1 protein-coding gene is annotated in these 505 nt (G+C 63.8%); it reads left to right on the top strand.

Annotated elements, in window-relative coordinates; all coding sequences use genetic code 11:
- Positions 1 to 469 (top strand): carbohydrate ABC transporter permease (locus tag ACXJ3V_RS20885; protein WP_457102269.1); only part of this gene is annotated, 469 nt, incomplete at its 5' end.
- Between the last annotated feature and the right edge of the window lie 36 nt (positions 470 to 505).

The raw sequence follows: 505 nt of genomic DNA, 5'->3' as shown, positions 1-505 counted from the left end.
CATCGTGCCGCAGTACATCCTGTTCTCGCAGATCGGCTGGGTGAACACCTTCTGGCCGCTGATTGTGCCCAAGCTCCTGGCAACGGACGCGTTCTTCGTGTTCCTCATGGTGCAGTTCATCCGCGGCATTCCGAAGGAACTGGATGAAGCCGCCCGGATCGACGGCGCCGGCCACCCGCGCATCTTCCTGCAGGTCATCCTGCCGCTGATGGTCCCGGCCCTGGCCACCACCACCATCTTCACGTTCATCTGGACCTGGAACGACTTCTTCGGAGCCCTGATCTACCTGACGGATCCCGAGATGTTCACCGTCCCGGTGGCGCTGCGGGCGTTTGTGGACTCGCAGTCCGCGACAAGCTGGGGCTCGCTCTTCGCGATGTCCATCGTGTCCCTGCTGCCCGTGGTCCTCGTGTTCCTTGTCGGCCACCGCTTCCTCATCAAGGGAATCGCCACCACGGGCATCAAATAGGCAGCGCTGCTCCGCGGCGGGCGGGCCGGGCTACAC

The sequence above is a fragment of the Microbacterium sp. P5_E9 genome (assembly GCF_054049175.1).
Note: the sequence above shows the minus strand (reverse complement) of the source record. Positions and strands in the feature narration are given on the sequence as shown.